The 25,753-nt window shown below is 70.8% G+C and carries 19 protein-coding genes and 1 tRNA gene; 2 read left to right on the top strand and 18 right to left on the bottom strand.

The genetic code is table 11. The features are described from left to right. Window positions 1-41: 41 nt before the first annotated feature. The 3 genes from ACFZDJ_RS07150 to ACFZDJ_RS07160 all read right to left on the bottom strand — a co-directional run bounded on the left by ACFZDJ_RS07150 (window position 42) and on the right by ACFZDJ_RS07160 (window position 4,617). The gene (locus ACFZDJ_RS07150; protein WP_101408088.1) at window positions 42-686 is read right to left on the bottom strand and encodes an IclR family transcriptional regulator; all 645 of its coding nucleotides are present in this window, start codon (window positions 684-686) and stop codon (window positions 42-44) included. Window positions 687-1,119: 433 nt separating this feature from the next. Continuing rightward, window positions 1,120-2,919: a DEAD/DEAH box helicase family protein gene (locus tag ACFZDJ_RS07155; RefSeq protein WP_390926822.1), complete on the bottom strand. Its 1,800-nt coding sequence runs from the start codon at window positions 2,917-2,919 to the stop codon at window positions 1,120-1,122. Window positions 2,920-3,174: 255 nt separating this feature from the next. Beyond that, window positions 3,175-4,617, bottom strand: a complete 1,443-nt coding sequence (locus ACFZDJ_RS07160) for an MFS transporter (protein WP_391056671.1) — start codon at window positions 4,615-4,617, stop codon at window positions 3,175-3,177. A gap of 218 nt (window positions 4,618-4,835) precedes the next feature. Between ACFZDJ_RS07160 and ACFZDJ_RS07165 the strand changes: the two genes are divergently transcribed. Then, a tRNA-Cys gene (locus tag ACFZDJ_RS07165) sits at window positions 4,836-4,907 on the top strand. A 226-nt stretch (window positions 4,908-5,133) separates the two neighbouring features. On the opposite strand, the gene ACFZDJ_RS07170 is transcribed toward ACFZDJ_RS07165, so the two are convergent. From ACFZDJ_RS07170 to ACFZDJ_RS07225, 12 genes are all read right to left on the bottom strand, one after another. Next, window positions 5,134-5,562, bottom strand: coding sequence for a hypothetical protein (locus tag ACFZDJ_RS07170; protein WP_391056673.1), 429 nt, complete (start codon window positions 5,560-5,562; stop codon window positions 5,134-5,136). 637 nt (window positions 5,563-6,199) lie between these two features. Then, window positions 6,200-7,378: an SUKH-4 family immunity protein gene (locus ACFZDJ_RS07175; protein ID WP_391056676.1), complete on the bottom strand. Its 1,179-nt coding sequence runs from the start codon at window positions 7,376-7,378 to the stop codon at window positions 6,200-6,202. A gap of 203 nt (window positions 7,379-7,581) precedes the next feature. Then, the gene (locus tag ACFZDJ_RS07180) at window positions 7,582-7,746 is read right to left on the bottom strand and encodes a hypothetical protein (protein ID WP_266413573.1); all 165 of its coding nucleotides are present in this window, start codon (window positions 7,744-7,746) and stop codon (window positions 7,582-7,584) included. Beyond that, a complete protein-coding gene (locus ACFZDJ_RS07185; protein ID WP_390926814.1) occupies window positions 7,743-10,049 on the bottom strand; it encodes a molybdopterin cofactor-binding domain-containing protein in 2,307 nt (768 codons plus the stop codon). Before ACFZDJ_RS07185 ends, ACFZDJ_RS07180 begins: the two co-directional genes overlap by 4 nt. Then, entirely contained in the window at window positions 10,046-11,680 is a 1,635-nt protein-coding gene (locus tag ACFZDJ_RS07190) for a 2Fe-2S iron-sulfur cluster-binding protein (protein ID WP_391056679.1), read from the bottom strand. Before ACFZDJ_RS07190 ends, ACFZDJ_RS07185 begins: the two co-directional genes overlap by 4 nt. Then, a complete protein-coding gene (locus ACFZDJ_RS07195) occupies window positions 11,677-12,570 on the bottom strand; it encodes a xanthine dehydrogenase family protein subunit M (RefSeq protein ID WP_101404900.1) in 894 nt (297 codons plus the stop codon). The genes ACFZDJ_RS07190 and ACFZDJ_RS07195 overlap by 4 nt, the downstream gene beginning before the upstream one ends. Before the next feature lie 280 nt (window positions 12,571-12,850). After that, window positions 12,851-14,527 (bottom strand): family 20 glycosylhydrolase, encoded by a 1,677-nt coding sequence (locus ACFZDJ_RS07200; RefSeq protein ID WP_391056682.1) that lies wholly within the window; start codon window positions 14,525-14,527, stop codon window positions 12,851-12,853. Between the two features lies 1 nt (window position 14,528). Next, entirely contained in the window at window positions 14,529-15,377 is an 849-nt protein-coding gene (locus ACFZDJ_RS07205; protein WP_390928607.1) for an ABC transporter permease subunit, read from the bottom strand. 2 nt (window positions 15,378-15,379) lie between these two features. After that, a complete protein-coding gene (locus ACFZDJ_RS07210) occupies window positions 15,380-16,324 on the bottom strand; it encodes an ABC transporter permease subunit (RefSeq protein WP_390926808.1) in 945 nt (314 codons plus the stop codon). 4 nt (window positions 16,325-16,328) lie between these two features. Continuing rightward, on the bottom strand, window positions 16,329-17,624 hold the full coding sequence (locus ACFZDJ_RS07215) for an extracellular solute-binding protein (protein ID WP_391056905.1): 1,296 nt from the start codon (window positions 17,622-17,624) through the stop codon (window positions 16,329-16,331). A 301-nt stretch (window positions 17,625-17,925) separates the two neighbouring features. Further along, the gene (locus tag ACFZDJ_RS07220; RefSeq protein WP_075029065.1) at window positions 17,926-18,222 is read right to left on the bottom strand and encodes a DUF3039 domain-containing protein; all 297 of its coding nucleotides are present in this window, start codon (window positions 18,220-18,222) and stop codon (window positions 17,926-17,928) included. Between the two features lie 30 nt (window positions 18,223-18,252). Then, complete coding sequence (locus tag ACFZDJ_RS07225) at window positions 18,253-18,828, bottom strand: YqgE/AlgH family protein (protein ID WP_054229660.1); 576 nt, start codon at window positions 18,826-18,828, stop codon at window positions 18,253-18,255. 280 nt (window positions 18,829-19,108) lie between these two features. Here ACFZDJ_RS07225 and murA point away from each other — a divergent pair, with 280 nt between their 5' ends. Further along, window positions 19,109-20,455 (top strand): UDP-N-acetylglucosamine 1-carboxyvinyltransferase, encoded by a 1,347-nt coding sequence (gene murA / locus ACFZDJ_RS07230; protein ID WP_101404898.1) that lies wholly within the window; start codon window positions 19,109-19,111, stop codon window positions 20,453-20,455. 157 nt (window positions 20,456-20,612) lie between these two features. Here the strand turns inward: murA and ACFZDJ_RS07235 are convergent, their stop codons facing one another. The 3 genes from ACFZDJ_RS07235 to ACFZDJ_RS07245 form a co-directional block, all read right to left on the bottom strand. After that, complete coding sequence (locus tag ACFZDJ_RS07235; RefSeq protein WP_007382399.1) at window positions 20,613-20,894, bottom strand: HU family DNA-binding protein; 282 nt, start codon at window positions 20,892-20,894, stop codon at window positions 20,613-20,615. Window positions 20,895-21,416: 522 nt separating this feature from the next. Next, a complete protein-coding gene (locus ACFZDJ_RS07240; protein ID WP_390926806.1) occupies window positions 21,417-22,838 on the bottom strand; it encodes a malic enzyme-like NAD(P)-binding protein in 1,422 nt (473 codons plus the stop codon). 412 nt (window positions 22,839-23,250) lie between these two features. After that, a complete protein-coding gene (locus tag ACFZDJ_RS07245; RefSeq protein ID WP_391056684.1) occupies window positions 23,251-25,677 on the bottom strand; it encodes a UvrD-helicase domain-containing protein in 2,427 nt (808 codons plus the stop codon). Window positions 25,678-25,753: the final 76 nt, after the last annotated feature.

Here is a 25,753-nt window from a genome sequence, read left to right on the forward strand (position 1 = left end):
CCACGGAGTGCGGAGGCGTCGACTCGGCACAGCGCGGAGCGTCAGCGCAGCGCGTCCGCGACCTCCCGCGCCGCGTCCATGACCCTCGGCCCCACCCGTTCCGGCACGGAGTCCGCGAGCATGACGACACCGACGCTGCCCTCGACCCCGGTCACCCCTATCAGGGGAGCGGCGGCACCACTCGCACCCGCCTCCAACTCCCCGTGCGTGAGCGTGTATCCCGGGGCGTCGGCCGGCCCGGGCTGCCGGGCGGCGAGGATCGCGCGGCCCGCGGCGCCCCGGTCCAGCGGATGGCGGAACCCGGCACGGTAGGCGACGTGATAGTCCGTCCACGTCGGCTCCACGACGGCGACGGCGAGCGCCTCGGTCCCGTCGACGAGCGTGAGATGGGCCGTGGCCCCTATGTCCTCGGCCAGCGCGCGCAGCGCCGGCAGCGCGGCCTCCCGTACCAGCGGATGCACCTGACGCCCCAGCCGCAGTACCCCAAGGCCGACCCGGGCGCGGCCGCCCAGATCCCGGCGTACGAGTGCGTGCTGCTCCAGCGTGGCGAGCAAGCGGTACACAACGGTCCGGTTGACGCCCAGTTTGTTCGAAAGCTCGGTGACGGTCAGCCCGTGGTCCGTGTCGGCGAGCAGTTTGAGGACGCGCAGTCCCCGGTCGAGCGTCTGAGAGGTCTCCGCGGTCACGACGCCCACTCCTTAGTGGTGAGGTCGGCGGCCCCTCGCGGCGGTTGCGTCTCCGAGTCCCGTCGGCGACGCGCTTCAGAGGCCGCCGTCGGCTGACGACCCGGGCTCTTCCCGGGCGGAGTCGCTACACGGCTGCGCTCCGCGGCGGCGCTGCCACGGGGCGTGTGCGTAGCGGGACAGTAGCGAGCCGGTTCGCTCAGCGGAAGTCTCCGTCCAGAATCCGGTCATGACCTGGTACGAACTCTTCCCCTTTGCGGCACCTTTGTCCTCGTACGTACAGCGCACACGCACAGGAACGCGCCCCCTGAAAGGGGCGCGGGGCGCTGACATCATGCGGCTCCGCCGCGTGGGCGCGACCAGCCCCCACCGGCCCACAGCCGAAGCACAACCCGTCGCCCCACGAACCGCAACCGCCCCGGCACAGCGCCCAGCGTCACCGCATTCGGGTGGCCCACTCCTGCACCTTGGCGATCCGCTGCCGCAACTGCCCCGCCGTCGCCTCCGCGCTCGGCGGCCCCCCGCACACGCGGCGCAGTTCGGTGTGGATCACGCCGTGCGGCTTGCCGCTCTGGTGGACGTACGCGCCGACCATGGTGTTGAGCTGCTTGCGCAGTTCCAGCATCTCCTTGTGCGAGACCACGGGCCGCCGCTCGGCGGGCAGTTCGAGAAGGTCGGCCTCGTCGTCGGGCTTCTTGCGGCTGTGCGCGATCTGCCGCGCCTGCCGCTTCTGCAGCAACAGTTGCACCTGGTCGGGTTCGAGCAGCCCCGGAATCCCGAGGTAGTCCTGCTCCTCCTCGCTCCCCGGGTGGGCCTGCATCCCGAACTCGGCGCCGTCGTAGAGCACTCGGTCGAAGACGGCCTCGGACTCCAGCGCCTCGAAGGAGAACTGCTCCTGCTCGCCGGTGTCCTCGTCCTGCTCCCGGTTCGCCTCGTCCATCTCCTGCTCGGACTCGGCGTACGGGTCCTCCTCGCCCTCCTTCTTGGGCTTGTCGAGGACGTGGTCGCGCTCGACCTCCATCTCGCCCGCGAAGCCGAGGAGGTCGGGGACGGTCGGAAGGAAGACGGAGGCGGTCTCGCCGCGCCGCCGGGACCGTACGAAACGGCCGACGGCCTGCGCGAAGAAGAGGGGCGTGGAGATGGTGGTGGCGTACACACCGACGGCGAGCCGCGGCACGTCGACGCCCTCGGACACCATGCGGACGGCAACCATCCACCGGTCCTCGCTGTGGCTGAACTCGTCGATCCTGTTGGACGCGCCCGTGTCGTCGGACAGGACGAGGGTCGCCTTCGTCCCGGTGATCTCACGGATGAGCTTGGCGTACGCGCGCGCGGAGTCCTGGTCGGAGGCGATGACGAGCGCGCCCGCGTCCGGGATGCCCTTCCTGACCTCGGTCAGCCGCTGGTCGGCGGCGCGCAGCACACTGGGCATCCACTCGCCGCGCGGGTCGAGCGCGGTGCGCCAGGCCTGCGAGATGGCGTCCTTGGTCATCGGCTCGCCGAGCCGGGCCGCGATCTCGTCCCCCGCCTTCGTGCGCCACCGCATGTTGCCGCTGTAGGAGAGGAAGATGACGGGCCGCACGACCCCGTCCCCCAGAGCGGACCCGTACCCGTAGGTGTAGTCGGCGGAAGACCGCCGAATCCCGTCGTTTCCCTCTTCATACGTCACAAAGGGGATGGGGTTGGTGTCGGACCGGAAGGGCGTACCGGTGAGCGCGAGCCGCCGCGTGGCGGGCTCGAACGCTTCGAGGCACGCCTCGCCCCAGGACTTCGAGTCACCGGCATGGTGGATCTCGTCGAGGATGACGAGGGTCTTGCGCTGCTCGACGCGGTTGCGGTGGAGCATGGGCCGCACGCCCACACCCGCGTACGTCACGGCGACGCCGTGGTACTCCTTGCTGAGCGGACCGGCGCTGTACTCGGGATCCAGCTTGATCCCTATCCGCGCGGCGGCCTCCGCCCACTGCTTCTTGAGGTGCTCGGTCGGCGCGACCACGGTCACCTGCTGCACGACGTGATGGTGCAGCAGCCAGGACGCGAGCGTCAGCGCGAACGTCGTCTTGCCGGCGCCGGGCGTGGCGACGGCCAGGAAGTCGCGCGGCTGCTCCTGGATGTACCTCTCCAGCGCCCCCTGCTGCCAGGCGCGCAGCTTGCTGGCGGTACCCCAGGGGGCGCGGCCGGGGAAGGCGGGTGAGAGGTGGTGCGAGGTGGATGCGCTGGCGGCGGTGGTAGTCACGGTCTCCGTGGTTTGGTCGAGCGGCTCGGCTACGTATGACAACCGGGCCACCCTACCGGCGCCCCGGAGTGGTCAACGCGCGGACGACGCCGGGTCACCCGCGGATGGGACCCACCTCACAAACACCGTGACCGCCCACCGATCACCCCGATGTCGTGCTCTTCACCGGCCGCCATGGCGATGACCAGGCAGTACGAGCTCGGGCGGTTCCGATGACCGCACTCGGCCGAACCGGAACACCGCTCTCCTTCCAGATCAGCGCTCTCGCAATCGCGTGGTCACCCAGGCCCCCACCAACGCCACCCCCGCCATCGGCAGGAACACGGCGGCGAACGCGGTGGGGTGGGAACCCTCGGCCGTCGAGGTGGCCGTCTCCGCGACCTTGCCGCCGCCCAGCGCCGCGAAGGCCGCGCCGCCCGCCGCGAGGAGCACGATGTCGGAGAGGCCGTCGGAGATCTGGAGCGAGGCGGAGTTGGAGCCGACTTCCTGCGGCGTCGAGAGGCGCAGCAGCAGCACGCTGGTCGAGGCGATCACCAGTCCCATCCCGAAGCAGCCGAACCCCCAGGCGACGGCGACGATCCACACGGGCACCGCGGGAATCAGCACGCTGGGCACGGCGACGATGGCCGCCGCGAGCAGCACCATCCCGAGGAACATCAGCCGGTCCCGGTACGGCTCCGTCCGTGGCCGCGACTGCACATACGACCCCAGCGCCCAGGTCCCGCCGGCCGCCGCGAGGGAGAACCCGGCGAGCGTCGGCGACAGCCCGCGCTGGGTGACCAGCATGAGGGGCACAAAGGACTCGGCGGCGATGAAGGACCCGGCCGCGAGCCCGCGCAGCAGCACCACGGACGGCAGCCCGCGCGCCGCCCGGTAGGTGCCGCGCGGCAGCAGCCCGAGGACGGCCGGGACGAGCAGCGCGGCGCCCGCGAGGCCAGGGACGAGCGAGAGCGGGTCCAGGTCCTGGGCGGCGTACTGGAGGAGTCCGGAGCCGAGCGAGATCCCGAGCGCCAGCCGGATGCGCCGCCGCTCGAAGGGCTCGCGACCGGCGGTCCCCGCGTCCGCCGACCGCCCGGACGACAGCCGTCGTATCCGCGGCAGCGCGAGCGCCAGCGGAAACACGACCAGCACCGGTATCCCGGTGAACACCCAGCGCCAGCCCAGGTGTTCGGTGACCGTGCCCGCGATCAACGGTCCGACCACGGATGGAATCACCCAGCTCGCCGCGAACGCCGCCATGATCGCCGGGCGCAGCCGCTCCGGGTAGGCCCGCACCACGACGACGTACAACGCCACGACGACCAGACCGCCGCCGAGCCCCTGCACCGCCCGCCCGAGAAGGAACAGCCACATGGTCCCGGCCGTCCCGGACAGCAGCAGTCCCGCCGCGAAGGCCGTGATCCCCGTGGTCAGCGGCGCCAGGGGCCCGCGGCGGTCCGCCCACTGCCCGGCGAACACCATCCCGAACAGGCTCGTCGTGAAATACGCCGAGAACGCGAACGCGTACAACGACACCCCGTCGAGCTCCCGTGCCGCGACGGGCATCGCCGTTCCGACGGCCGTGGCCTCGAAGGCGATCAGCAGCTCCACGAACACGATCCCGATGCTGAGCGCCCGGTAGGGACGGCTCAGCACACCTCCCGCGCCCTTGTCCTCGGGCGGGGCGGTCGCGGCGTCACGTGCTTCCAGCGCTGTCATGGCCGCCAGCGTAAGGGCCACAACCGACAGTGACTCCTGTCCGAAGACCGTGATCGTCTGGGCCTTTGGTCGTACGCCCAGGGTCCGAGAACCGGCATTCATGAACGGCGTATGGCAGTCCCGTTGCAGCGCCGCCGCACCCCTTGAGCCCATCCTCCGCCCCGCCTACGTTCAACCCATCAGGTTCGGAACGAGTGAGCCGTGCCGCACCTGAGAACGGCCGTGTGCCCGAGTGGTTCAGGGGCTCGCCTGCAAAGCGAGTTACGCGGGTTCAATTCCCGCCACGGCCTCTACCTGTCCTGACCGGTCAGAACGAAAGGGGCGGCACCCCCGCAGGGTGCCGCCCTTTTGACCGTCCGTCCCGGTTTCCGTCCCGGTTTCCGTCCCGGTTTCCGTCCCGGTTTCCGTCCCGGTTTCCGACTCAGTTGACCTCAGAGGTTTGGCGACGGAGGTCCAGCGGCGCCGGCGCGTTGGCCACGCAGGGCGTGCAGGGGCATTTCCTCCCCTGCACGCCGGCTAGTTGTCGTTGAGGTAATAGTGCGTGGCCTGATAGTCGCGGTTCGGACCCAGCCAGATCGTGACGCCGATTTCAGTGTTCTCAGGGAGGTCGTACACGCCCCCCTGCGAAGCACGGGCCGAGACGCATGCTCCCTCTCCGCCCGAGGCGGTGAGTGTGTAGCGGATGTCATAGGCGCCGGAACCGTCCTGGCTGGCGATTTGGACCCGGGGAGCGTATCCGTCGGCGTCCGTGTCGCAGAGCGAGACGATGTCGCCGTACTCAGCGATGTAGACCGTGCCACCCGGAGTGGAGTCCGTGGTGGTCCACGTGTGGTCCCAACCGCCGCTGGGCGGATCAACAGTTGCCGACGCCGACGTCGCCGTGGCGAGTGCCCCGCCGGCGAGGAAAGCGGTGGTTGCGGCTAAGGCCGCGATCTTGTGGCGCATCGTGTACCCCCTCCTTACGCTCGCTCGGGCAGTCCGGCGAGCCGTTGTGACACTACGTCATCTAATTAGATGGTGAACATATTTTTCGATCATGTTTCTACCGTGGCATCGCGGGGCTATCTCGTTTCCCCTGTTTGTCGTGGTTTCCGGTCTGAACGCTGAGCGACAAGTTGACCGAGCAGGATGTATGGGAGCAACTCGCCACGTTCAGTGCTTTGGCGCGGCTTTTGGACGAGTGCCAGCTAGTGACACGAGGAGGGGGCAGGCGCAAATGCCCGCCCCCTTTGTCAACGCGTTTGAGACGAGAGCCCCGGCCGCGCCGTCGTCGTCGTCCGGCCGGTCCGTCTCGGTCTTCCGGATCAGTCCGTTGCGAACCTTCGCCTCTGCGAGAAGCGCCTTGGCACAGGGCATGCTGTGCAGCAAGGAAGCGCGCCACCCCGAACTCCTGTGACCCCGAGGTAGATCCAGTGCTCGCCGCGCGTCGTCGGCGCGACCCGGGTAGCGGGCAGGCTCTCGCGAGCCCGTCCCACGGCTGTCGCGCTGTCGAGGTCCACCACGGCCTCCTGCGAGGTGGATCGGCCGTTCCCGTGGCTCGGGGGCGGCCGATCCGTGCGTGGGAGGTGTGGCCGTCCGTGGACTAGCCGTGGAGGGTGCCGCCCGCCTCGTCCTCGAATATCTCCGGCCAGTAGCGCCAGCCGTCGTCGCCCTCCAGCGTGGGGGTGGGGTCGCAGGCGACCGGGTCGACCGTGGCGAGGGTCTGGGCCATGGTGGCGGCCAGTTGCTCGTAGGAGTCGGTGAGGTCGTGGGTCGCGTCGAGGGCCTTCTCGCGGTGGAGCAGCCAGAGGGTGAAGGCGAGGGTGGAGATGTCGGCGTTGAGGGGGCGCAGGGTGATGTCCGGCTCGCTCCAGGCGAGGACCGCGCCCGTGGTGCCGTCCACCACGAGGCTGGTGTCCTCGATGAGGTAGCCGAGGCGTATCAGACGGTCGGCCGTAGGGGGGAGTTCGTCGGTGGAGAAGTCGTCGGGGCGCTGGTCCGCGTAGTAGTCGGTGAGGGCCGGCAGGGGCACTTCCGTGTCCAGCTGGAAGAGGAGGCCGTCCTCGGGCAGGCCGGTCTCGCGCAGGAAGCGACGGGTCGGCTCGTGCACGAGCGCGGGCGGGAAGTCGACATCCTCGAAGCGCATGATCGCGCCCGCGCCGAACTCCTCGTCCAGCAGCCGCTTGGGCAGGTCGAGGGCGAGGCCCTCGCCGGGGCCCGCGATCCGGGCGAGGGGGCGGATCAGGGCGGCCATCCGCCAGTACGGCGCCACCTCGCCGCCCGCGCCCGCCCCGAAGACCGCGGCGAGGGACTCGGAGGCCTCCGTGACCGCCTTCGGGCCGAACCGGCCCTCGTAGGAGGCGAACCGTCCGCGGGACGCCGTCAGTTCCTCTGTCGCCGCCGAGAAGCGCACCAGGGCTTCCAGGGAGGGGGCCAGGGGCGCGAGGTCCATCAGAGCCGGGTCGGAGAAGAAGTACGTCGTGGCGACCTTCCCCGTCGCCCCGTCCAGGACGATCGACTCCAGGTCCCGGTCGAAGGTCCGCAGGGCTCCCACGACCAGCTGGTCCTGGAGCTCCGTGGCGAGTTTGTCGGCGTCACCGGCGAGGTCGGCGACCCTGCGCAGCCCGTGCTCCCGCAGTGCGCCGAAGCCCAGCAGCGTGCCCTCGGCCGGCAGCCCGGGCCCCGTCAGCCACTGCCGTGTGTCCGTGTGTGTGATGTATGGATCCAGCTCGTCCTCGGTCAGCGTGATCGCGCCGACGACATCGGTGTCAGTCGTACTCATGGCTCCCCCGCGCATGTGAACGCATATGTGCTTCCCGCGGGGAACTCGCCGCCGCCCAGCGGCAGTTCCCCACTGACCGAGAACCATACGCCGCCCCACTGACAACGCCGGAAACCCGCAGGCACGCAGGCCGTACGGCCCGGAAACACGCGGGTTCAAGCCATCGGGGGGCGCCTTGCCGCGGCCGTCAGCCGTCAGCCGTCTCAGGTGAAGTACACGCCGCCCAGGACGACCACCACGGCCGCCACGACGAACAGCAGTACCCACAGCGCCAGCTTCCCGACGCTCGGCGGAGGCTCGTAGCGCGGCTGCTCGGGATCGTGGGTCGTCGGCTCGGGATCGTGGGTCGTCGGCTCGGGGGTGCTCATGACGCGGTCACCACGGCGGCTTGCGGACGGATCGGGAGGCGGTTGACGGGGCGGCCCGTCGCCGCCCGTACGGCGGACGCGACGGCCGCCGGGGACGTCACGACCGGCACCGCGCTGGCCGCCTTCGCGCCGAAGGGGGCGACGACGTCGCGCTCCTCGACGAGCTTGACGATGCGGATGTCGGGGGCGTCCAGGGAGGTCGGGAGGGCGTAACCCGTGAGGTCGGGGTGGCGGACCAGGCCACGGGCGGTACGGAGGTTCTCCGTGAGCGCGGCACCGACGCCCTGGGTGACGCCCGCCTCGATACGGGCCGTGAGCTGGGCGGGGTTGAGGATCCGGCCGACGTCCTGGGCGAGCGCCAGCTCCACCACCCGTACCGAGCCCAGTTCGATGTCCACGTCCACCACCGCGCGGATCGCGCAGAAGGCCAGGCCCACGAAGGCGTCGCCCTGGCCCGCCTCGTCCAGCGGCTCGGTCGGGTGCGGGCGGCACTGCGCGGTGGCCCACAGCTCCTTGCCGTCCATCGCCTCCGTGACGGTGGTCGAGAGCACACCGTCGTACGAGGTGATCTTGCCGTCGGTGATCTGGAGGAGCTCCGTGGACATGCCGAACTTGTGCGCCAGGGGCTGCAGGAGCTGCGTACGGACCATCTTCGCGGCGCGTTCGACCGCTCCGCCCGACACCCAGGTGTGGCGGCCACGGCAGCTGGGGCCCGCGGGCGGCTGGTCGGTGTCGACCGGCGCCACGTGCACCTCGTCGATGCCGAGGGTCTCCTGGACGATCTGGCGGGCCAGTGTCGTGAAGCCCTGGCCGGTCTCGACGGCCGCGCACAGGACGGTGGCGACGCCATCGTGGACCTTGACCGTGGCCGTGGAGACCTCGTCCGCGCCCTCGGCGCCGAGCATGTGGACCATGCCAAGGCCGTAGCCGACCCCGCGGCGTACGGCGCCGGGTTCGCCGGCGCCCTCGGGGCCGCCCGGGAGCAGCCACTCGTCCTCGGGGGTGTCCTTGGGGAGCGCGGGCAGAGGGTAGTCGCGTACGGCCTGGAGCAGTTCGGCGACCGGGGCCGGGCAGGTCACCGTCTGGCCCGTCGGAAGCACGTCCCCGGTGGCCATCGCGTTCTGCAGGCGCAGTTCGGCGGGGTCGAGGGCGAGCTTCTTGGCGAGCTTGTCCATCTGCGCCTCGTACGCGGCGCAGACCTGCATGGCGCCCTCGCCGCGCACATGGCCGGAGGGCGGGTTGTTGGTGCGCACGGCCCAGCCCTCGATGAAGGCGTTCGGGACGACATAGGGGCCGCAGGCGAAGGAGACCGCGGCGGCCAGCGACTCGGCGGACGTGTCGGCGTAGGCGCCCGCGTCGAGCAGGATCTGCGCCTCGACCTTCACCAACCTGCCCTCGGTGTCGGCGTGGTGGCGGTAGCGCAGGAGGGTGGGGTGCCGGTGGGCGTGGCCCAGGAAGGACTCCTCGCGGGTCGCGGTGATCTTCACCGGGCAGCCGGTCCGCAGGGCCAGCAGGCCGAGCGGGAGCTGCAAGCCCTGGTCCTCGCGGTCGGCGGTGGCGCCGGGCACTCCGGTGACGACGACCTTCACCCGCTCGGGCTCCAGGCCGTAGCAGGCGGCGGCGGTGTCGCGGTCGGTGTGCGGGTCGGTGGAGGCGATGTAGAGCTCGACGCCGCCGTCCGGGCGGGGCACGGCGAGTCCGGCCTCGGCGCCGATCGGGGCCGGGTCCTGGCGGCCGATGCGGTACAGGCCCTCGACGACGATCTCGCCGACGGCGTCCGGGTCTCCGTGGCGCAGCGGGATGTGCCGGATCAGGTTGCCGTCGGGGTGCAGGGGTTCGGCCTCGAACGCCTGCTCGGGGTCGGTCACCGGCTCGAGCACTTCGTACTCGACGATGACGGCCGCGGCGGCCATCCGGGCGGTGTCCGGGTGATCGGCGGCGACGGCCGCGATGGGCTCACCGTGGTGGCGTACGACCTCGGAGGCGAACACCGGACGGTCCGCACGGCCGCGGCCGTGCAGGGCGGCGCCGGGCACGTCCTCGTGGGTGATGACCGCCCGTACGCCGGGCATCTCGCGCGCGTGGCTGGTGTCGATGGACACGATGCGGGCGTGCGGGTGCGGCGAGCGCAGCACGGCCGCCCACAGCAGGCCCTCGGCCCACAGGTCGGCCGCGTACGGGAAGGTGCCCTCCGTCTTGGCGCGGGCCTCCGCGGCGGGCAGCGACACGCCGAGCCCGTGCGGCAGCGGCTCGGGGCCGGTGTCGGGTGCCGCGGGAGTAGCGGTCGCGGTCTCGTTGCTCACGCCTGGCCTCCGTCCTGGCCGTACGGCTGCTCATACGGCGCCTGGGAGTCGTACGGGGAAGGGTCCTCGAACGCCGACGGGTTGACGCCGCCCGCGCCGGGCCCCGCCTGGTGCGGGATGCGCGGCTCGTCGACGTCCGGCGTGGCCTCGGCGGCGGCCGCGCTGTGCGCCTCGCGTTCGGCGACGACCTCGCGTACGGCGTCCAGGACCCCGCGGTAGCCGGAGCAGCGGCACAGATTGCCGCACAGCGCCTGGCGGGTCTCGAGTTCGGTGGGGGCCGGGTTGCCCTCGAGGAGGTCGTGCACGGTCATGGCCATGCCCGGGACGCAGAAACCGCACTGCACCGCGCCGCACTTGGCGAGGGCGCGCTGCACGTCCGAGGGCTGTCCGTCGGCGGCGAGGCCTTCGACCGTACGCACTTCACTGCTCGCGGCGGTGACGGCGGGCACCAGGCAGGACGCCACGAGCCGCCCGTCCACCTGCACGTTGCAGGCTCCGCACTCGCCCTGCGAGCAGCCGTCCTTGGCGCCCGCGAGGCCGAGGCGCTCGCGCAGGACGTAGAGCAGCGACTCGCCGATCCAGGCGTCGGTCACGGGGCGGTCGGCGCCGTTGACGCGCAGGACGTAGGAGGCCAGGGGGTGTTCGTCGTGCGGGGGCGGCGCAGGGGTGTCCGGGTCGCTCGCCTCCGCGCCGGGGGCGTCCGGCGCGGGGGACTCGGGGTGCTCCGAAGGGTGCTCGGAACGACGCTCCGAAACGTACTCCGAGGAGTCCTCCGGGACCGCTGCCGGGGCGGCCGGCGTGGCCGGGTCGGGGTCCGGTTCGACCCCGTCCGGGGTCCCGTACGCCTCGGCCGTCGCGGACATGGGCCCGGCGACCGGCTCAGGAGCCGCGTGAGCGGCTTGCGCGGCCGCCTGGGCGGCCTCGGCGGCCGATTCCGCATGCGTGTGCCGCGCGGGCTCCACGGGGCCCTCAGAGGCCCCCGGGGCCTCGGGGGTCGCCGCTCGCGGTGCGGCGGACCACGGCTCACCGATCTCCGTGGTCGCCCAGGGCGCTGCCGCGCCGCCCGGGAGCGTGGCCGGCGGGGTGCCGCCCCACTGCTCGACCAGGGCCGACGTGGTGAACTCGCCCGATTCGTCCGGAAGATCACCTTCGGCGACCGGAATCGACCACTGTCCGGTGACGTCGTGCCCGGGCGCGTCGGCCGGGTGGTGACCGGAGGAGGCACCCTCCCGGGCGGCCTCCCCGAAGTCCCACTGGCCGGTGGCGCCGGGGTGGTACGAGAACCCGTCGTGCGCGGCCTGCTGATACCCGGACTCCTGGCGCCCGGTCTCGTGGCGTACGGCTTCCTGGTGTGCGGCGTTGGGGTCCGGCCACTGGACGGCCTCGGCCGGTGCGGCCCAGGTGCCCGTCGCCCCGGGGTCGGCCGCCGGGGGCGCAGCGGCGATCCGGGGAGGCACATAGCCGTGGCCGGGCGCCGCGAGGGGCGTCTCACGTTCCGCCAAAAGGGCGTCGATTCCGCCCTCGGGGAGCTTGACGAAGGCGGTGGCGCCGTCGTCGTAGTCCCCCTGCGGGAGGGGGTCCCACCTGCCGCTGGTCCGCGGAGTGCCCTCTCCGTGCTGGTCGTCGGTCACGACAGTGCCCTCCCCAGTGCTCGTCGGGCCAGCGCGGCGACGGTGCGCCGCAGGTGCAGTACGGCCGGCGGAAGCTGTTGTACGGAGCCGTCCTCGGCCGGGACGGGATCGGGGATGCAGGCCGCGGCGACGTACTCCCCGAAGGCGTTGAGCGCCTCCGGCACGATCGACCGACTGTTGTCCCAGTCGATCAGCTGGGCGACCCACGCCTCCGCGTCCAGGGGCCGCAGCGGCATCGGCGCTATGGCACCCACGGCGCACCGCACGCCGCGCCGCGCCGGGTCCAGGACGAGCGCCACGGACGCGATGGCGCGCCCGGGTCCGGTGCGTCCGGTCGCCTTCAGGAAGACCTGCGGCGCGTGCAGCAGCGGCACACGCACGTAGCCGATGAGTTCGCCGCCGCGGAGCATCTCCATGCCCGCGAGCAGGTGCGACACCGGGATCTCGCGGCGGGCTCCGCCCTGGCCCGCGATGATCAGCGTGGCTTCCAGGGCTGCCAGCACGGGCAGCGCGTCCCCCGTGGGAGCCGCCGAGGCGATGTTGCCACCCAGGGTGCCCGCGTTGCGGATCTGCGGCGGTCCCGCGGCGCGCGCGGCGGCGGCGAGCGCCGGGATGAGGGCCGCGAAGTCGGGGCGCCCCATACGGGCGTGGGTGAGGCCGGCGCCGAGCAGCGCGTGGCCGTCCTGGTACTGCCAGCCGCGGATCTCGCTGATCCGGCCGAGGCCGACGAGCGCGGCGGGCCGCAGCTGTCCGGAGTTGACGGCGGCCATGAGGTCGGTGCCGCCGGCCACGGGGACGGCGGCGGGCATGGCGGCCAGCGCCGCCACTGCCTCGTCCAGCGAGGCGGGCAGCGTCACGGCCTGCGCCGCCTGCGGTGCGTGCGTGGTCAAACCGGCTGCCCCTTCCCGCTGCCCCACCTGGTCCCACCTGTGTTGCGCGTACGGTACGTGCTGACAGGGCGGACGTGGCAACTCTGGCACATCTTCCCCGGACCTCGACGCGGGGGTCCGCTAGGAGGCATTCGCCCCCTCACCAGGGAGATGGTCCGTTTTCCTACGGCATCGCCGGTCGGTACGGATTGCCACTCTTCGGTGGCCCTTGGGCGCCTTTTGCCTTGTGGGGCCACTGCGTCGGGGCGAGCGGGCCGGGACACGCCGGTCGGGAGTCACCTCACACGTTTGGGGGCGCCCCCTCGATCGGACGTCCGAGCACACCTGGGCGCCGCTGCCACGGAAGGGGGCCCGTGGGCGGGCGGTAGGCCACTCCCAGGGCGTCAAGCCGCCCGTAGTGGGCGGCCATCCGCCGTTCGAAGTCGGCGAAGTCCCGCTCGGCGGGGGCGGGCAGGGCGCTCCAGGCGACCTCGGCGAAGGCCGCGAGCCGGGGAAAGGTCTGGTAGTCCACGCGCGCCGGGTCCTCCATCGCCTCGGTCCACACGTTCGCCTGAGTGCCCAGCACATGCCGTGCCTCCATCTCGGTGAGCTCGGGCGGAACGGGTTCGAAGCGGTAGACGTCCTCCAGGGTGCGGACATATCCGATCGGCACCGGCTCGTCCGGACCCGCGGCCTGCCGGTGGTCCAAGTACACCTGCTGCTCGGGGCACATGACCACGTCGTGGCCGGCGCGGGCGGCCGTGATGCCGCCCTGGTAGCCGCGCCACGAGGACACCGCGGCCCCGGCCGCGAGCCCGCCCTCCAGGATCTCGTCCCAGCCGATCAGCCGACGCCCGCGCGCGGAGAGCCAGTTGTCGAAGTGCCGGATGAACCAGGACTGCAACTCGTCCTCGTCCGCGAGCCCCAGTTCCCTGATGCGCGCCTGCGCGGTCGGCGACTGCTTCCACTGGTCCTTGGCGCACTCGTCGCCGCCGATGTGCACGAACCCAGAGAACGGCGCGAACCCCGAGAACGGCGCGAACGGTGTGAGCGGGCCGGCGTCCGCCGGGAAGAGCTCGAGGAGTTCCTCGAACACCCCCTCGTAGAAGCGCAGGGTGTTGTCAGTGGGGGCGAGTACGTTTTTGGAGATGCCCCAGGTGTCCCAGACGGTCAGGGAGGTCGTGTCGATGACGTCGGTGTTGCCCAGTTCCGGATACGCGGCGATGGCGGCCTGCGAGTGCCCCGGGATGTCTATCTCGGGGACGACACTGATATGCCGCTCGGCCGCGTACGCGACGATCTCGCGGATGTCGTCCTGCGTGTAGAAGCCCCCGTGCGGCTTCTCCTCCCACAGGGGCGAGGCACGATGGCCGAATTTCGTGCGCGCCCGCCAGGATCCGACCTCCGTCAGCTTCGGGTACCGCTTGATCTGAACACGCCAGCCTTGGTCGTCGGTGAGGTGGAAGTGGAAGACGTTGAGTTTGTGGGCGGCCATGAGGTCGAGGTGACGCAGGACGCCGTCCTTGGGCATGAAGTGCCGGGAGACATCGAGCATGACGCCGCGCCACGGGAATCGGGGGGCGTCCTCGATGATCTGGTGCGCGATTCCATAGGTCCTCCCCGGCCGGACGGGGGCACGGCGGAAGGCATCGGGGCCGAGGAGTTGCCGCAGCGTCTGCGCGCCCCAGAACACCCCGGCCGCGCTGCCGCCCCGGATCTCGATGCCCCAGTTGACGACGACGCTGAGTTTGTACGCCTCCGGCTCCAGGGTGTCGTCGAGGAGCAGCCGTACGGCGTTGCGGGCGTCCTGCGGCCCTGGTGGCAGCGGCAGGCCGAGCCCCGCGCCGAGCGTGGCGCGCAGCCAGCGCTCCGTGGCGTCCGTGCCGGGCGCGGCCCACAGGGTGGTCTCCGCGTCGAGTTCGACCCCGCAGCGCAGGGGGCCCTCGACGGCGCGGGGCGCCGGAATCACATCGTTCACGTCAGTCCTTCACCGCTCCGCCGAGGCCGGAGACCAGGCGTCGCTGTACGAGTACGAAAAAGACGAGCACCGGAATCGTCATCACCGTGGACGCCGCCATCACGCCGCCCCAGTCCGGCTCGTCGGGCTTGTAGAAGACGAGGAGGGCCATCGGCAAGGTGGACTGCGAGGTGTCGCTGATGATGAAGGACTTGGCGAACAGGAAGTCGTTCCAGGCCGAGATGAAGGAAAAGACACTCGTGGCCACCAGCCCCGGGAGGACGAGCGGGAAAAGGATCTGCCAGAGGAATCGCGTACGGCTCGCCCCGTCGATGTACGCGGCCTCCTCCAGCGCCTCGGGAACCGCCTTCACAAAACCCCTCAGCATCCAGATCGCGAACGGCAGCGAGAAGGCGATGTGCGGCAGGATCAGCGAGCCCAGCGTGTTCAGCTGGCCGAAGTCCCGCATCAGGAAGAAGAGGGGGATCGTCAGCGCCTCGACGGGCACCATCTGCGCGACCAGGAACATGATCAACAGGGTGGTCCGGAAACGGAAGCGGAATCGGGTGACCGCTGTCGCCGCGAGAAACGCGATCAGCGCCGAGATGACGACCACGGACCCCGCCACCACAAGGCTGTTGACGAAGTAGCGGCCGAATTCCTGCTGCCCGAAGACGCGCCGGAACGAATCCAGGGAGGGCGAAAGTGTCCACGGCCGGGGCTCGGTGGACTCGATCTCCCCGGCCGGTTTGAAGGCGCCGAGCACCATCCAGTAGAGGGGGAAGGCGACGACCACCGCGATCAGCAGCGCGGACGCCTCGGCGGCGAGCCGCCAGGGGCGCCGGGGACGCCGTACGAAGCCGGGTATCAGGCTCACAGTTCCTCCCCCTGCCTGCGCAGCAGCCGCAGGTACACCAGCGTGACCGCCAGCAGGATCACCAGCATGACCACACCGATCGCCGAGCCGAGGCCGTACTGCGAGGAGGCGAAGGCCTTCTGGTAGGCGTACACGTTCAGCACGAGGTTCTGGCCGGCGATGCCGCCGCCGTTCGTCATCACGTAGATCTGCGTGAAGACCTTGAAGTCCCAGATGACCGACTGGATGGTGACGACCACCAGGATCGGGCGGAGCAGCGGTGCGAGCACCGAGCGCCAGATCCGCCACTGCGAGGCGCCGTCCAGGGCGGCCGCCTCCAGCACCTCGGACGGTACGGCGCGGATCCCCGCGTAGACCGTCACCATCACGAACGGGAAGGAGCACCAGACCACTTCGAGCAGGACGAGCGCGAAGGCGCTGTAGCGCCCGTACGTCCAGGAGTGGTCGCCGATTCCGAGGACCCGGTTGACGGGCCCGAAGTCGGGGTCGAACAGGAACAGCCAGACCGTGGACCCGGTGACCGCCGGGGTCGCCCAGGCGCCGAGCGCGGCCAGCATCAGCGCGAGCCTCGGCAGGGCCCGTACGCGGGTGAGGAGCACGGCGAGGGCGCAGCCGACGGCCAGGGTGGAGAGCACGCAGGCCGCCGCGAACACCAGCGTGGCGATCAGGACCTGCCAGAACTGGTCGTCGGCGAAGAGGGCGGTGTAGTTGCCGAATCCTTCGAAGGCGGTCGGTTCACCGCCGCTGACCTGTGCCTGGGTGTACTTCAGGAGCGAGATCAGGCCGAGCTGGTAGATGGGGTAGACGAGCAGGGCGCCGAGGACGACGAGGGCGGGGGCGAGGTAGAGCCAGGGGGTCCAGCGGGCGCGCCGGCGGCCGGGGGCGCCGGCCACGGCCTTCGGGACCGTGACCGGTTCGGCGACGGCCTCTTGCGTGGTCATCCGCTCACCCCACGGAGCTGAACGCGTCGTTCATCTTCTTCGCCGCGTCCTTCGAGGCCGCCGCCACGTCCTTCTTGCCGCTGATGACCTCCTGGAACATCGTCGGCAGGACGAGCGAGGCGTCGATCTGGGACCAGGCGGCCGAGGCGGGCACGAACTTGGCGCCCGAGGCCAGGGTCTTCACGAAGGGCGCGACGAACGGCTGCTTCTTCGCGACCTCGTCCCGCACGTCGGTGTACGTCGGCAGGAACCCCATGGCGTCGAAGAGCTCGCTCTGGGTCTTCTTGCTCGCCAGTTGCTCCATCAGGTCGACGGCGAGGGTGCGGTGCGAGGTGCTCTTCAGGACGCCGATGTTGTTGCCGCCCGCGAACGCCGGCGCCACCGAGCCCGGCTTCACACCGGGCAGTGGCACGACCGCGTACTTGCCCTTGATCTTCCCGGCCTCGATCGCGGCGTGGCTGAAGTCGCCGCCGATGGCCATGCCCGCCTTGCCGGAGGAGAACGCGGTGACGGTGTCGTTGCCGGTCATGCCCGCGCACTTGGCGGCGGGACAGTTGTCGGAGCCGAACAGCGACGTGTAGGCCTTGATGCCCTTCTGGGCGTCCGCGCTGTCGATGGTCGCGGCGTAGGAGCCGCCCTTGCCCTGGGCGATCTCGCCGCCCTGGGACCAGATGAAGGGCATCGCGCCGTACGTGTACGCGCCGCCGACCACGAGTCCGTAGAGGCCGGGCTCGGCCGCACGGATCTTCTTGGCGGTGGAGACCAACTCGGCCTGGGTCCTGGGGGCTTCGAGGCCGAGGTCCTTGAGGATGTCGGTGCGGTAGTAAAGGGCGCGGACGCCGACGAAGAACGGGGCGCCGTAGATCTTCCCGTCCACCGTCACGGACTGCTTGGCGGTCGGGTCGGCGTCCTTGGCCTCGCTCCAGTCGGTGAACTCCTTGGTGACGTCGGCGAGTCCGCCGTCCTTGACGTATCCGGCGGTGTCCGTGTTGCCGTACTCGATGACGTCGGGGGCGCTCTTCGGGTCGTTGAAGGCGGCCTTCATGCGCTGGGCGCGGGTCTCCACAGGGATGTACTCGATGGTGACCTTGGTGTCCTTGTGGGCCTTCTTGAAGGTGCTGACGGCCGCGTCGACGACCTTCTCCTTCGGCCCGTTGTTGACCTCCTGGAAGAGCCAGACCCGCAGCGTGCCGGTCTTCTCGTCCGTTCCGGAGGAGGAGTTGCCGGAGGTCTGGGGGGCGCAGGCGGTGGCGACGACAAGGGCGGCGAGGGCGACGGCCGTTCGGGCGGGGAGCTTCACGGGCAGCTTCGCAGAGAGCTTCATCGAGCATCCTCCGATGGGGGGGCGTTGCAACATACGCAATGGCGGTTTCGCTCTGCACAACACACCGGAGGCTATGGACTACATGAACATGTCCACAAGAGGTCTCAACCACTCTGTGACCACGGGGCGCACCATGTGCAACGGCACCCGGCGCGAAGACCATCGGCGCTACGACGCAAAGACCATCGGCGCACACGACGCAAAGGCCCTCGGGGCGCGCCGGAACGCGCCCCGAGGGCCTTGTGATCGTCGGGCCGCCGGTCCTCGGCGGCGCCCGTTACTTGTCCTGGCCGCCCTTGCCCTTGTCGCCGCCGGCGCCCATGGACTCGTAGATCTCCTTGCACATGGGACACACGGGGTACTTCTTCGGGTCGCGGCCCGGGACCCACACCTTGCCGCAGAGGGCCACGACGGGCGTGCCGTCCAGGGCGCTCGCCATGATCTTGTCCTTCTGGACATAGTGGGCGAAGCGCTCGTGGTCCCCGTCGCCGTGCGACACCTGCGGCGTCGGCTCTACGAGGGTCCCCGTCCCAGTGCCTCGCTGGGGCTGGGTCTCAGGCTCAAGAGTGCTCATAAAGGCCAAGGGTACTGAAGGTCACGGACATCAGTTAAGTGAAGGGTCGTCCGGATACGTCGCCACCATCGCGAGTTCGTTGCGCTGGCGGCGCAGGACCTCGCGCCAGAGGCGCTCCGGGGACGGGGAGGAGACGTCTCCCGGTTCGGATTCCACCACGTACCAGGCACCCTCGGTCAGTTCGTCCTCCAGTTGACCTGGGCCCCAGCCCGCGTATCCGGCGAAGATTCTCAGGGAGCCGAGGGCCGAGGCGAGGAGTTCCGGCGGGGCCTCCAGGTCGACGAGGCCGATCGCGCCGTGCACCCGCCGCCAGCCGAGTGGTGCGCGCTCCCCGGAGGCGACGCCGCCCGGGATCACCGCGACGCCCAGCGCCGAGTCCAGCGACACCGGGCCGCCCTGGAAGACGACGCCGGGCTCCCCGGCCAGGTCGGCCCAGGCCTCCAGGATGTCGCTGACGTCCACCGGGGTCGGCCGGTTGAGGACGACACCGAGCGAGCCCTCCTCGTCGTGGTCGAGGAGCAGCACCACCGCGCGGTCGAAGTTCGGGTCCGCCAGGGCGGGCGTGGCCACGAGCAGCCGCCCTGTGAGCGAGGACACCTCGGTCATGCCAGACATGATCCCGCATCTTCCCCGCGTAGGGGGACCCAATACCCGTACCCGAGTGAATGCAGCTCAGGGCGCAGAGGAGCGTCCCCCGCGCACACGGTCACCGGTGACCCCGTGTGCCCGATTCGGAACGGTTCGTGTTGTGGCAAAGCTATGACCTAGCTGGGTGGTCCTTGGGCTTACTTAAGGGGGGTAGGCGGCGATTACCCTTGCTCTTCGGCTCCCGCCCAACCGGCCTGCCGACGCATACTCCTGCCCAACTCATCGGAACGCGAGATACATGACCGTCAACGGCTCTGACGATGTACTGCTTGTCCACGGCGGAACCCCGCTCGAGGGCGAGATCCGTGTCCGCGGTGCGAAGAACCTCGTACCGAAGGCCATGGTCGCCGCCCTGCTGGGCAGCGCTCCGAGCCGACTGCGCAATGTCCCCGACATTCGCGACGTGCGCGTCGTGCGCGGGCTGCTGCAGTTGCACGGCGTGACGGTCCGTCCGGGTGAGGAGCCGGGCGAGCTGATCCTCGACCCGTCGCACGTGGAAAGCGCGAACGTCGCCGACATCGATGCCCACGCGGGCTCGTCGCGCATCCCGATCCTCTTCTGCGGCCCGCTGCTGCACCGTCTGGGGCACGCGTTCATCCCGGGTCTGGGCGGCTGTGACATCGGCGGCCGGCCGATCGACTTCCACTTCGAGGTGCTGCGGCAGTTCGGCGCGAAGATCGAGAAGCGGGAGGACGGCCAGTACCTGGAGGCCCCGCAGCGGCTGCGCGGCACGAAGATCCAGCTGCCGTACCCGTCCGTCGGCGCGACCGAGCAGGTGCTGCTGACGGCGGTGCTCGCGGAGGGCGTCACCGAACTGTCCAACGCGGCCGTGGAGCCCGAGATCGAGGACCTCATCTGCGTACTGCAGAAGATGGGCGCGATCATCGCCATGGACACCGACCGGACGATCCGCATCACCGGTGTGGACTCGCTCGGCGGCTACACCCACGCGGCCCTCCCGGACCGCCTGGAGGCCGCCTCCTGGGCTTCCGCGGCGCTGGCGACCGAGGGCAACATCTACGTCCGCGGCGCCCAGCAGCGCTCGATGATGACGTTCCTGAACACCTACCGCAAGGTGGGCGGCGCGTTCGAGATCGACGACGAGGGCATCCGCTTCTGGCACCCGGGCTCGCAGCTCAAGTCCATCGCCCTGGAGACGGACGTCCACCCCGGTTTCCAGACCGACTGGCAGCAGCCGCTGGTGGTCGCCCTGACGCAGGCCACGGGGCTGTCGATCATCCACGAGACGGTGTACGAGTCCCGCCTCGGCTTCACCTCCGCGCTGAACCAGATGGGCGCGCACATCCAGCTCTACCGCGAGTGCCTCGGCGGCTCCGTCTGCCGGTTCGGCCAGCGCAACTTCCTGCACTCGGCCGTCGTTTCGGGCCCGACCAAGCTCCAGGGCGCCGACCTGGTCATTCCCGACCTCCGCGGCGGCTTCTCGTACCTGATCGCCGCGCTCGCGGCCCAGGGCACGTCCCGCGTCCACGGCATCGACCTGATCAACCGCGGCTACGAGAACTTCATGGAGAAGTTGGTGGAGCTGGGCGCGAAGGTGGAACTGCCGGGCAAGGCGCTCGGATAGCTCGGACGGCGCGGCTGTCTGTCGTCCGGACAGCCACGCTGTCGCGCGGGCGACAGCTCCAGGCGTACGTACGACGATGGGGCGGCCCCCGGTCAAGGGGGCCGCCCCATTGGCGTTACTGCGGTTCGTGCGCCGTCCCGTGGCACACGGACGCGGCTTACTTACCCTTGGCCGCTTCCTTGAGCTTGCTGCCCGCGGAGACCTTCACGCTGTAGCCGGCCGGGATCTGGATCGGGTCGCCGGTCTGCGGGTTGCGCGCGGTGCGAGCGGCACGGTGGGTGCGCTCGAAGGTCAGGAAGCCGGGGATGGTGACCTTCTCGTCGCCCTTGGCGACGATCTCGCCGACGGTCTCGGCGAACGCGGCCAGAACGGCGTCGGCGTCCTTGCGGGTCACCTCGGCACGGTCGGCCAGCGCGGCCACCAGCTCACTGCGGTTCATGTTGTTACTCCCGTGTTCTTCTTGCCGTTGAGGCGTGCCACGCGGCAGAGCCGCATGTTGGATGCGGCGAAGCCGATGCTGCCAGGGCCCTCGGTCGGTCCCCGGACCCGGGTCCGTAGCCAGACCCTCGCGCCCGAAGACGCATCCTGCCCCCACCTGCGGCGGGAAAGCCAATCCGGCACCCCTGGGAGTCACACGAACACCCTTGGGAGTCACACGAAAAGCGCCACTGCCTCAGTGTGGTGACGCTCCGTCCGCTCCCGGCAGCGGACCGCAGGGCCTGGGAGGCCTGAGCCTGGCCGCCACCCTAGAGGGCGGCCAGGGACCCCGCATCCCGCGACGCGCCGACGCGCCGCGGTCGTGGCGATCGTCACAGCAAGTCACACCGCTTGAATCACCACCGGCCGCGATCATCCGGCGGGGCCGCCCGGCCCGTCTCGCGTTCGAGGACGAGGCCGTCCGGGCCGGTGCGGGGTGCGGGGGCGGCAGCCCCCGGCGACGCCCGCACCAGCGCCGAGTGCCCTACTCCGCCGCGGTCACACCCGCCGCCTTCGCCGCGGAGCGCACCGCTCCGGCGACCGCGCCCGCGACCTTGTCGTTGAAGACGCTGGGGATGATGTAGTTCGGGTTCAGCTCGTCCTCGGTCACCACGTCCGCGAGCGCGGCCGCGGCGGCCAGCATCATCTCGGTGTTGACCGTGCGGGACTGGGCGTCCAGGAGGCCGCGGAAGACGCCCGGGAAGACCAGCACGTTGTTGATCTGGTTGGGGAAGTCGGAGCGGCCGGTGGCGACAACTGCCGCGGTCTGGCGGGCGATTGCCGGGTCGACCTCGGGGTCGGGGTTCGCGAGCGCGAACACGATGGCACCCTCGGCCATGGCGGCCACGTCGTCGCCGTCGAGCACGTTCGGGGCCGAGACGCCGATGAACACGTCGGCGCCGCGCACGGCCTCCTTCAACGTGCCCGTGAGGCCCTCGAGGTTGGTGTTGTCGGCGATCCAACGCAGTGGCGAGTCGGAGGCCGCGTCGACGAGGTCCGCGCGGTCCGCGTGCACGACACCGTGGATGTCGGCGACGACGGCGTTCTTGACGCCCGCGGCGATGAGCAGCTTCAGGATGGCCGTACCAGCCGCGCCCGCGCCGGACATGACGACCCGGATGTCACCGATGGCCTTGCCCGCCACACGCAGGGCGTTGGTGAGGGCGGCGAGGACGACGATCGCGGTGCCGTGCTGGTCGTCGTGGAAGACGGGGATGTCGAGGGCCTCGCGCAGCCGGGCCTCGATCTCGAAGCAGCGCGGCGCGGAGATGTCCTCGAGGTTGATGCCCGCGAAGCCGGGGGCGATGGCCTTGACGATCGCGACGATCTCGTCCGTGTCCTGGGTGTCCAGGCACAGCGGCCAGGCGTCGATGCCGGCGAAGCGCTTGAAGAGGGCCGCCTTGCCCTCCATGACCGGGAGGGCGGCCATCGGGCCGATGTTCCCGAGGCCCAGTACGGCGGAGCCGTCCGTCACGACCGCAACGGAGTTGCGCTTGATGGTGAGGCGGCGGGCGTCCTCGGGGTTCTCGGCGATCGCCATGCACACGCGGGCCACGCCCGGGGTGTAGATCATGGAGAGGTCGTCACGGTTGCGGATCGGGTGCTTGGACTGCATCTCGATCTTGCCGCCGAGGTGCATGAGGAACGTACGGTCGGAGACCTTGCCGAGCGTGACGCCCTCGATGCCGCGCAGCTGCTGGACGATCTCGTCCGCGTGGGCCGTGGAGCTCGCGGCGATGGTGACGTCGATCCGGAGCTTCTCGTGGCCTGAGGCGGTCACGTCGAGGCCGGTCACCGAGCCTCCGTGGGACTCTACGGCCGTGGTGATCTGGGAGACCGCGGTTCCGCTCGCGGGCACCTCCAGCCGGACCGTAATCGAGTAGGAGACGCTGGGCGCCGTTGCCATGGCCGACTTCCTCTGCTTTCACCGTGTACTGCTGTGTCGCGGGTACGCCGTCCGATCGTCGCACCTACCCCTCAGTACGTGGTAGCCGCCCCGGATTGCGAACGTTTTGTTCGCAGGTAGGGCGCACAATTTCGGAAGGCGGCTTCCACCATACGAGAAGACGTGCCCCTAGAGGAAACGGTCGACCGACGAAAGCCGGACAACGAAAGAGGCTCACGTCAGGTGACGTGAGCCTCTCCTCGTTCAGTGACACCGACCCGCCATGCTCGCCTCGCGGCAAGTGGTCGCTCGTAGCGACGAAGGTTGGGCCCGGGGGCTTGGATCGGGCCGGTGTCACATCCAAGGTAACAAACGATCCCCGTAAGGCAATTCCCACCCCGAGAGTTCATCTGGGGCGTCGGCCCCGGGGGCGTCAGTCCCGGAGCAGATCCGGCACCCCGTTCGCGTCGGGTTCGTCGCGGTCGCCGGAGACGATCGTCAGCTGCTGCGTGGCCCGGGTGAGGGCGACGTACAGCACCCGCAGCCCCGCGGGCGACTCGTCGGCGATCTCCGCCGGCGAGACGACCACCGTCGCGTCGTACTCCAGTCCCTTCGCCTCCAGGCTCCCGAGCGCCACCACCCGTTCGCCGAGCCCGGCCAGCCAGCGGGCGGCCTCCTCGCGCCGGTTCATGGCCACCACGACACCCACCGTGCCGTCCACACGGTCCAGCAGGCGCGCGGCCTCGGCGCGCACGGTCCCCGCGAGCGAGTCCCGTACGCCGGCGCCCGCGTTGTTCGTCGCCACGAAACGCGGCTCGACCCCGGTGGACCGTACGGCCGAGGGGGACTCGGAGCCGGGCATGGCGAGGGCGAGGACCTTGGCGGCCAGCTCGGCGATCTCGGCGGGGTTGCGGTAGTTGACGGTGAGGGTGAAGCGGCGCCGGGGACGGCTTCCCAGGGCCTCGTCACGGGCCTCCGCGGCCTCGTCCGGGTCCGACCACGAGGACTGCGCCGGGTCGCCCACGACGGTCCAGGTGGCCTGCCGGCCGCGTCTGCCCACCATCCGCCACTGCATGGGCGTGAGGTCCTGCGCCTCGTCGACGATGACGTGCGCGTACTCGACGCGCTCCTGCGCCAGCCGCTCGGCCCGCTCGCGCTGCGACTCCTCGCGTACGGGCATGAGCTCCTCGAGACCGCTGAGCTGGTCCAGCGGGTCCAGCTCTCGGCGCCTGCGGGGCCGGACGGGCATCCCCAGGATCGCCTGGAGCTCGTCCAGCATCGCCACGTCGTGGACGGACAGCCCGTCCCGCTTGAGCGAGCGCGCGACCCGGCGCACCTCGCCGGGGTTGAGGATCCGCCGCGCCCAGCGGCCCAGGCGCCGCTCGTCGGCCATGGCGTCGAGGACGCCCCGCGGGGTCAGCTCCGGCCACCACGCGTTCACGAAGTCGATGAAGCTGTCCTCGGAGGCGACGTCCTCGTCGAAGGACGACCGCAGCTCGGCGGCCAGCTCCGGGTCCGTGTGCCGCGTACCGGCCCCGGACTTCGCCCACAGCGCGTCCAGCAGCAGTTTGCGGGCGCGCGGGCGCAGCAGGTTCACCGGCGCGGTTCCGCTCAGCGCGTTGTGCTTGATGCGGTCGAGCTCGGCGGCCTCCAGCTCCAGGCGCCGCCCGAAGGCGACGACGCGCAGGCGGGTGGGGGTGCCCGCGGGGGCCGGGGCGGCCTCCTCGCCGAAGGCGAGCTGCTCCGACCGGTCCCGGTCGGCGGTGGACCGGCCCGGGCCGGTGCCGGACGTCTCCAGCGCGCCCCGGGCGGCCTTCCGCAGCACCTTGAGCATCCTGTACGAGCCCTTGGCACGGGCGACGGCCGGGGAGTCGTACAGGGTGGCCTCCGCGCCGTCGACGAGGGAGCCGATGGCACGGATGGCGACCTGGCCCTCCTCGCCGAGGGAGGGCAGCACGCCCTCGGTGTAGGCGACCAGGAGCGGGGTCGGGGAGACGATCAGGATGCCGCCCGCGTACCGGCGGCGGTCCTGGTAGAGGAGGTAGGCCGCCCGGTGCAGGGCCACGGCCGTCTTGCCGGTGCCGGGGCCGCCCTCCACGTAGGTCACCGACGCGGCGGGGGCGCGGATCACCAGGTCCTGTTCGGCCTGGATGGACGCCACGATGTCGCGCATGGTGTGGCTGCGGGCCTGGCCGAGCGCGGCCATCAGGGCTCCGTCGCCGATCACCGGGAGTTCCCGGCCGTCGAGGGTGGCCTTGAGCTCGGGACGCATCAGGTCGTCCTCGACGCCGAGGACCTTGCGGCCCTTGGAGCGGATGACCCGGCGGCGTACGACGCGGCCCGGGTCGACCGGTGTCGAGCGGTAGAAGGGGGCCGCGGCGGGCGCCCGCCAGTCGATGACCAGCGGCGCGTAGTCCGCGTCCAGCACCCCGATGCGGCCGATGTGGAGCGTCTCGGCGATGGAGGCGTACTGACCGGTCTCGTCCACCTGTACGACACCCTCGGCCGGTTCGACGGCCGTGTAGGCGCCGTCCGGACCCTTCTGGCCGTCCTTCCCGAGCAGCAGGTCGATCCGGCCGAAGAGGAAGTCCTCGAACTCGTTGTTCAGGCGATTCAGATGAATCCCCGCGCGGAACACCTGGGCGTCGCGCTCCGCGAGCGCCCCCGGTGTACCGACCTGGCCGCGCTGGGCGGCGTCGTTCATCAGGAACTCCGCCTCGTGGATCTTCTCCTCGAGGCGCCGGTACACCCGGTCCAGATGTTGCTGCTCGACGCTGATCTCACGATCCCGTACGGAATCGTCCTGTGCGGAATCGTGGATCTGGTCGAGCGCGGTTTCCTGCTGAGCCTGAGCGGCCACCGGGCCCCCTTCTGACGTGCTGGGCAGCCGTCAACCGTACGCGAAGGGGACCCCGTGAGGCTACGTGCGCGCCCTG

The sequence above is a fragment of the Streptomyces sp. NPDC007896 genome (genome assembly GCF_042959425.1).
Taxonomy (GTDB): Bacteria; Actinomycetota; Actinomycetes; order Streptomycetales; family Streptomycetaceae; genus Streptomyces.

What these genes read in the sequence shown, in the direction of transcription:
- ACFZDJ_RS07160 (WP_391056671.1), bottom strand. Translation starts at nt 4,617, where the DNA reads ATGACAGCGCTGGAAGCACGTGACGCCGCGACCGCCCCGCCCGAGGAC.
- ACFZDJ_RS07170 (WP_391056673.1), bottom strand. Translation starts at nt 5,562, where the DNA reads ATGCGCCACAAGATCGCGGCCTTAGCCGCAACCACCGCTTTCCTCGCC.
- ACFZDJ_RS07175 (WP_391056676.1), bottom strand. Translation starts at nt 7,378, where the DNA reads ATGAGTACGACTGACACCGATGTCGTCGGCGCGATCACGCTGACCGAG.
- ACFZDJ_RS07180 (WP_266413573.1), bottom strand. Translation starts at nt 7,746, where the DNA reads ATGAGCACCCCCGAGCCGACGACCCACGATCCCGAGCCGACGACCCAC.
- ACFZDJ_RS07210 (WP_390926808.1), bottom strand. Translation starts at nt 16,324, where the DNA reads ATGACCACGCAAGAGGCCGTCGCCGAACCGGTCACGGTCCCGAAGGCC.
- ACFZDJ_RS07220 (WP_075029065.1), bottom strand. Translation starts at nt 18,222, where the DNA reads ATGAGCACTCTTGAGCCTGAGACCCAGCCCCAGCGAGGCACTGGGACG.
- ACFZDJ_RS07225 (WP_054229660.1), bottom strand. Translation starts at nt 18,828, where the DNA reads ATGACCGAGGTGTCCTCGCTCACAGGGCGGCTGCTCGTGGCCACGCCC.
- murA (WP_101404898.1), top strand. Translation starts at nt 19,109, where the DNA reads ATGACCGTCAACGGCTCTGACGATGTACTGCTTGTCCACGGCGGAACC.
- ACFZDJ_RS07235 (WP_007382399.1), bottom strand. Translation starts at nt 20,894, where the DNA reads ATGAACCGCAGTGAGCTGGTGGCCGCGCTGGCCGACCGTGCCGAGGTG.
- ACFZDJ_RS07240 (WP_390926806.1), bottom strand. Translation starts at nt 22,838, where the DNA reads ATGGCAACGGCGCCCAGCGTCTCCTACTCGATTACGGTCCGGCTGGAG.